The organism is Flavobacteriales bacterium, assembly GCA_013001705.1.
Taxonomy (GTDB): Bacteria; Bacteroidota; Bacteroidia; order Flavobacteriales_D; family JABDKJ01; genus JABDLZ01.
The window spans coordinates 1-7,069 of the sequence record JABDLZ010000161.1; the positions used below are offsets into that span (position 1 = coordinate 1).

4 protein-coding genes are annotated in these 7,069 nt (G+C 49.7%); all 4 read left to right on the forward strand.

Features of this window, described 5'->3' with window-relative positions; all coding sequences use genetic code 11:
• Positions 1 to 672 precede the first annotated feature (672 nt).
• Positions 673 to 1,017 carry a hypothetical protein gene (locus HKN79_06660; protein NNC83240.1) on the forward strand — a complete coding sequence of 115 codons (345 nt, stop codon included), beginning with the start codon at positions 673 to 675 and terminating at the stop codon, positions 1,015 to 1,017.
• 81 nt (positions 1,018 to 1,098) lie between these two features.
• Positions 1,099 to 5,400 (forward strand): CusA/CzcA family heavy metal efflux RND transporter, encoded by a 4,302-nt coding sequence (locus HKN79_06665; protein ID NNC83241.1) that lies wholly within the window; start codon positions 1,099 to 1,101, stop codon positions 5,398 to 5,400.
• Between the two features lie 66 nt (positions 5,401 to 5,466).
• Positions 5,467 to 6,690 carry an efflux RND transporter periplasmic adaptor subunit gene (locus HKN79_06670; GenBank protein NNC83242.1) on the forward strand — a complete coding sequence of 408 codons (1,224 nt, stop codon included), beginning with the start codon at positions 5,467 to 5,469 and terminating at the stop codon, positions 6,688 to 6,690.
• A 9-nt stretch (positions 6,691 to 6,699) separates the two neighbouring features.
• The coding region (locus HKN79_06675; GenBank protein NNC83243.1) for an isoprenylcysteine carboxylmethyltransferase family protein at positions 6,700 to 7,069 on the forward strand (370 nt) is incomplete at its 3' end.

Below are 7,069 nucleotides of genomic sequence, written 5' to 3' on the forward strand. Positions count from 1 at the left end.
GCTAACACGTCACGAGTCTATGTGAGGATTCGGTACACCGAGCACGTCTAAGAAGCACTTCTAAGCGCGTGGTTTTGTGCGTTTGGCCTACTCCAACTCACGCTAGCTTGCATTATGCATAACGTAACCAGTGTATGCCACGGCCCAAGGCGGAGTCGCGCGATAGCGCGGTGAGCGGGGAGCTTTGTGCGGGGCTGGGGTATGACACCGTGTTAGAGGCTTTTTTCATCCACCAAGTTCGTCAATTATTCGGTTCGATTCGCACCTCTCTTCGAATTCACTTTTTTGAGATCGCGTGCCCATTCCTGCGGCAAGATTCGGCACATGCAGCACGTCCGCTCCAATTTTCAATCATCCAGCACGTCAAAATTCGGCACACGTAGCACGTCCTCTCCAATATTCAGCCACACAGCACGTCTACTCCAACCGTCAAGACCCAAATGGCGAATTGAAACACAAGTGCGAGACAATCCCTTTTTTAATAGCGGGCTGGCCTTATATGGTAAGGCGAAGACTTATCGCTGGCCCGAGGGACGAGGGAGCAGTGATGTGTCTGAAGCGATGACATACTTTCAATTTTACTGCGTACGCTAACTCGGCACTAGCAGAACGAGAGTATCTTTTCTAACCCCGATGCGTATATCAAAATAAACTACTTTTGATTGCTTAAGAATGAGAATCGCTTCTTTCATATTGTCCATCCTGTTCCTCGGCATCTCTGTGCTGCCATGCACCGATGGTATGGAGCAGGAACATGTGGAGGGCGAGATAGCAGTAGAGCATGTCACACATTCTCATTCAGACGCTGAGCACGAGCATGAGGATCATGGCGACCATGAAGACGGATGCTCCCCATTCTGTACTTGTTCTTGCTGCGGAATCGCTATTACAATGCCTCCTATTGGTGAAGAGCAGCGTAAGATCGACCATTCCTTGAACGACCATCGTTCCATTTGGATCGAAGACATCTCCATCGAAGTCCACTCCGATATCTGGCATCCCCCAGCCCGCTGTTAGTCTTAGTTCTTAGGTGAAGTGTGCCCTAGAAGGGCCACCTGACCTGAGTATTCTGGTAAGTCTAACACTCAATTTCATTTCATGTTCGATAAAATAATCGCCTACTCCGTGCGGAGTAAGCTCATGGTGGGGTTATTCACCTTTGCCTTGATCATTTGGGGGCTCTATTCGGCCACTCAGATACCCATTGATGCCGTACCTGACATCACTAATAATCAGGTACAGATCTACACCGTATCGCCTTCCTTGGCCACGCAAGAAGTGGAGCAGTTCATCACTACCCCGATCGAACTCTCTCTTCAGAACCTGCAGGACATCGAAGAGATCCGTTCAATATCCAAGTTCGGACTTTCGGTGATCACTGTGGTATTCGATGAGTCGCATGATATCTATCTGGCGCGACAGCTCATCACCGAGCGGATCAAAGAAGCAGAGGATGTGATACCCGATGGATATGGCACCCCGGAAATGGCTCCCATCTCTACCGGACTTGGTGAGATATACCAGTATGTGGTCAGACCTACCGAAGGGTATGAAGAGAAATATTCTCCCTCAGAACTCCGCTCTATCCAGGATTGGATTGTCAAAAGGCAATTGTCCGGTATTCCGGGAGTAGCCGAGGTGAATTCCATGGGTGGCTTTCTAAAACAGTACGAAGTAGCGGTCGATCCTGACCGTCTGAAGTCCATGGGACTCGATGTCACTGACATCTTCGATGCCATGGAGAAGAGCAATGAGAATACTGGCGGTGCCTATATCGAAAAAGGGCCCTTCACCTATTACATCCGTACGGAAGGGCTTGCCCGATCGCTTGAAGACATTGGGCGTATCGTGATCACGGTCAAGAACGGCATTCCCATCATTATCAGTGATGTGGCCGATGTAGGTTTTGGCAGGGCACCTCGCTATGGCGCGCTGGTGCGCAACGGAGAAGAAGTCGTGGGTGGTAAGGTGATGATGTTCAAAGGGGCCAACTCGGCCGAGGTGACCGAACTGGTGAAGGAACGGGTAGAACAGATACAAGGATCCTTGCCCGAAGGAGTTGTGATCGAACCGTATCTGGTGCGAGACAAATTGGTGAGCAGCGCGATCGGAACGGTCGAGAAGAATCTGATCGAAGGTGGACTGATCGTCATTCTCATCCTGATCCTCATGCTCGGTAATTGGCGGGCCGGGCTGATTGTGGCCTCAGTAATTCCTCTTTCCATGCTATTCGCTTTGGCCATGATGAACCTGCTCGGTATCTCTGCCAATCTCATGAGTTTGGGAGCCATCGACTTCGGACTTATCGTGGATGGGGCGATCATCATTGTGGAGTCCATCGTTCATCGCTTGCATGTCCGATTCGGAGGTAAACGGCTGACTGCATCGCAGATGGATGAGGAAGTAATCGAGTCTTCGCAGAAGATCAGAAGCTCGGCCGCATTTGGAGAGATCATCATTCTCATGGTCTATATCCCGATCCTTGCGCTTGTAGGGATCGAGGGCAAGATGTTCAAACCCATGGCACAAACGGTCATGCTCGCCATCGGTGGTGCATTGATCCTCTCGCTGACCTATGTCCCTATGATGACTGCCCTGTTCATGAACAAGAAAGTATCTACAAAAAAGACTTTGGCCGACAAGATCAATGGCTTCTTCCTCAGGTTCTACGTCCCAACTTTGGAATATGCACTGAAGACGAAGGTCGCCTTTGTTGCAGCGGTAGTTGTACTCTTCATTGTCAGTCTTGTCGGATTCAATCGTCTGGGAGGAGAATTCATACCGACCCTCGAAGAAGGTGATCTAGCCCTGCAGCACATTTTGCCTCCAGGGAGTTCATTGAGCCAGAGCGTGGAAACGGCTAGTATGATCCAAAATAAACTGATGGCCGATATTCCTGAGATCACCGATGCGGTGGTCAATATCGGATCGGCTGAAATCCCTACGGACCCCATGCCAGTGGAGATCGGAGACTATGTCCTTGTCATGACTCCTCGTAAGGAATGGGTGACTGCCAATGATAGACCCGGCATGTTTGAGGCCATCGAGGAATCTCTGTCGAGCATACCTGGTGTAGGCTATGAATTCTCCCAGCCCATTCAGCTCCGTTTCAACGAATTGATGCCCGGCACCAAGGCCGACATTGCCATCAAAATCTACGGTGAAGACCTTGACCTACTCTATTCCAAGGCAAAAGAAGCGGAGCAATTGATCGCACCGATCGATGGGGTCGGAACGGTGAATGTGGAACAGACGATCGGAATGCCGCAGATCTTCATCCGTTATGACTATGCAAAACTCGCTCAGTATGGACTCCATGTAGCCGAGGTCAATCGCATTGTGCGATCTGCTTTTGCAGGAGAAAAAGCGGGCGTGATCTATGAAGGAGAAAAACGCTTCGATCTGGTGATCCGCTTTGATGATAGCGAGCGCACCGATATCCAAGATGTGAGCGAGCTGTTCATTACCCTCAACAATGGTCAACAAGTTCCTCTAAGTAATATGGCTGAAGTAGAGCTGATCAATGCACCGATGCAGATCTCCAGAGACAATACGAATAGGCGTATCGTCATCGGGGTCAATGCAGGAGATACCGATGTGGAGTCATTGGTCGGCTCGATACAGACCGAACTCGATCAATTGGAACTGCCTCCTGGTTATTATGTGACCTATGGTGGTCAGTTTGAGAATCTAAGAGCCGCAAATGCGCGATTGATGATCGCAGTGCCTATCGCATTGGCGATCATCTTCCTATTGCTCTATTTCACTTTCGGATCCATGGCTCAAGCAGGATTGATCTTCAGCGCTATCCCGTTATCGGCCATCGGTGGTGTTGCCGCGCTCTATCTGCGTGGTATGCCCTTCAGCATATCAGCGGGAATCGGATTCATCGCGCTATTCGGTGTGGCGGTGCTCAATGGGATCGTACTCATCGGCTATTTCAATCAACTCAAAAATGAAGGTATGACAGATATACGCGAACGCATACGTGTCGGAACCAAAGTCCGCTTACGACCAGTGATCATGACAGCATCAGTAGCCTCTCTCGGTTTCCTACCGATGGCACTTTCCAATTCTGGAGGAGCCGAGGTACAACGACCATTGGCCACCGTGGTCATCGGGGGCCTGATCAGCGCTACCTTCCTGACGTTGATCATTCTGCCTATTCTCTATTCGTGGTTCGAGCGATGGAGTGAACGGAGAAAGAAAGGAAGTAGTATCAATGGAGCAATCACTGTCCTCTTACTATGTCTTGCTTCGACTTCGATACAAGCACAGACAGAAGCGGTCACCTTGGATCAGGCCTTGCAGATGGCCATGGAGAATAATCCAGAGATCCGTGCTGCTGATCTACAAGTGGATCAAGCCGCTCAGCTTAAAAAGATCGGCTACGGACTAGGCAACACCGATCTCTATTACCAAGGTGATGGTCAAGGCGAACCGAATGGTCAGCAGGTAGAGATGTTCGGTGTAGATCAGGCCATTCCCTTGCCCATGGCTGCAATGGCCAGAGACAGATTGCAAGAGGCCGAATTGGACATCGCCAACACTTCCAAGGCCATCACACAAGCTAAATTGAAGGCTGAGGTGGAGATCCTCTACAGAGCGATCCAGACCAGGGCGGCACAAGTCGAACTCTATGATCGAGTGGACTCGCTGTATCAAAAGAATCTGAGGCGAGCTGAGACCAGAGTAGAGTTGGGAGAAGTGAACCAAGTCGAATTGATGGCCATACGATCCAGAGCAAAAGCCGTATCGACTGAACTTCTGCGTGCCCGTAGAGATTTGGAGTCGAGTCAGATGCGACTGCAGCTCTTGATGGGTTCTTCTCTGCTACCCATGGCAGAGTCGCTTGATGCTGATATACTGCTGGAAGGTGCACAGCCCAATAGCACCAGTCCATTGTTGCAACGCAGTGTGCTGGAGAAGGAAAGACAGACGGCTCTTTTGAAAATGAAAAAAGCGGCTCTTGCTCCAGAGGCGACTATCGGTTATTCCTCACAGGACTACTTCGAGGGAGGCCGACTCTATGGATTCCAAGTCGGCCTGTCCATTCCACTGCTGAACAATGTATACCGAAAAGAGGCCAAGGCTCAGCGCATCGGACTCGAATTGGCCGATTCGCAGATCGAAGCCACCCGCATGCGTATCGACATGCGAAGAAGTGAACTTGACTACCTGATGACCAGTGAGGCCAATACGATCAGGGAGTATCAAGAATTGGTGGAAGACATAGACCCAGAGATGGTCAGGATCAGTCAACTCAACTATGAGGCTGGTACGATCGGTTATCTGGAATTACTCAATGCCCTCGATCTCAGCTTGAGTAACTATCAGATCTACGCGGAGGCTGTGCGTGCCTATTCCAGAGCAAAAACATTACGGACAACACTTTATTGATCCAATAAAAGACAAGAACAAATGAAAAAGAAGAATAACATAGTTCAACTCATGATCATGGTGGTCATGATGTCGGTCGTGACCTCTTGTGGTCATGAACACACGGAAGGCGATGGACATGATCATGGCACTTCGGAAGAGCAAGGAGAGGATCACTCTGGTCATGATCACGGAGAAGGTGATCATGATGAACATAGCGAAGGAGGTCATGACGATGAACATTCCGAAGGCATTCATCTGTCCAGTGAACAGATCGAGGCCATCGGTCTTGAATTCGGAGAAATGGAAGCCATCAAAGTCAATGATTTCATTTCGGCCACAGGAACGCTCGGGCTTCCACCGAATGCTTATAGCGGTGTCACCGCAAGGACATCGGGTATTGTCAAGGGCAGTAATAAATATGTGGAAGGCGACCACATCGAGAAAGGAGTTCGGATAGCCTATATCGAGAATGCGGAGATCATCGACCAACAGATGCAGTACCTCGAAGGCAAGGCAGACTTGGACTACTTACGAGCCGATCTAGAGCGACAGCGCGCACTGGTCGCTGCCGATGCGGGAGTGGCCAAGAGCCTCCAGAAATTGGAGTCCGAATTCGCCAAGGCTGAAGCCAACTTGAACGGCACGGCAAAGCATCTTCAATACCTGGGCATCGATCCATCGTCACTTACAGCGTCAAACATCCGAAAGGAGATCGTAGTGACCGCACCGATCACAGGTTACATCACATCCTTGACCCTGCACAATGGACTTTATGTGGATCCACAAATGGAGTTGATGGAGATCGTGGATGATGGGCATCTCCATTTGGAGCTGGATGTATTCGAAAAAGACATCTCGAAGGTCGAAAAAGGGCAACGGATCAGCTACAGTGTTCCAGCCATCGGTACAGAGGAATTCTCAGGTGAAGTGGCCGTGATCGGAAAAGAATTCGATCAACAGACCAAGACTGTACGGATTCATGGACATCTTGAGGAAGAACGTCCCCCTTTCATCAAAGATCTATTCATACGATACAAGATCTGGTTGACGGATGCCACCGTGCAAGGCCTCCCATCCGAAGCCATTATCAGGGATGGGATGGATGCCTACATCTTCGCTTCCACCGCAGAAGTAGAGGATGGTGAGCTGAGTTTCATAAAACTCAGAGTCACTGTCGGTGCGGAAGACCAAGGGTACAGTGAGGTGAAATTGATCGACCCGATGCCCGATGGAATGAAGGTCGTTGTCAAAGGAGCATATTACGTGGATGCGCAGTCCAAGGCGGGTGAACTAGAACACGAACATTAAAACGAGACCATGTATCTATTCATTTTCTTCATCGTTTATTTCTTCCTCGTCTTCTTTCTCAGGTCATATCTCCTTTGGAAAAAGACAGGCGTCAATCCGCTCACCTTCAATAAAGGAGATGATGCTCATGGCTATAACGGAAAGGTCTTCGGCTTCATTTCCTTGCTGGAATTGGTCGTGGTATCGATCCATGCTTTTGTCCCTAGTTGGCAGTATCATCTCCTTCCATTCTGGTATCTCCAGCATGATACGCTCGAACTCATAGGTTGGATCCTCTTGATCCTATCCTTGATCGTGGTATGGGTCGCACAGTCGCACATGAGAGACTCGTGGCGAATCGGTATCGATGAGGAGAACAAGACCGAACTGATCACCTCAG

What these genes read in the sequence shown, in the direction of transcription:
- HKN79_06665 (NNC83241.1), top strand. Translation starts at nt 1,099, where the DNA reads ATGTTCGATAAAATAATCGCCTACTCCGTGCGGAGTAAGCTCATGGTG.
- HKN79_06660 (NNC83240.1), top strand. Translation starts at nt 673, where the DNA reads ATGAGAATCGCTTCTTTCATATTGTCCATCCTGTTCCTCGGCATCTCT.
- HKN79_06670 (NNC83242.1), top strand. Translation starts at nt 5,467, where the DNA reads ATGATGTCGGTCGTGACCTCTTGTGGTCATGAACACACGGAAGGCGAT.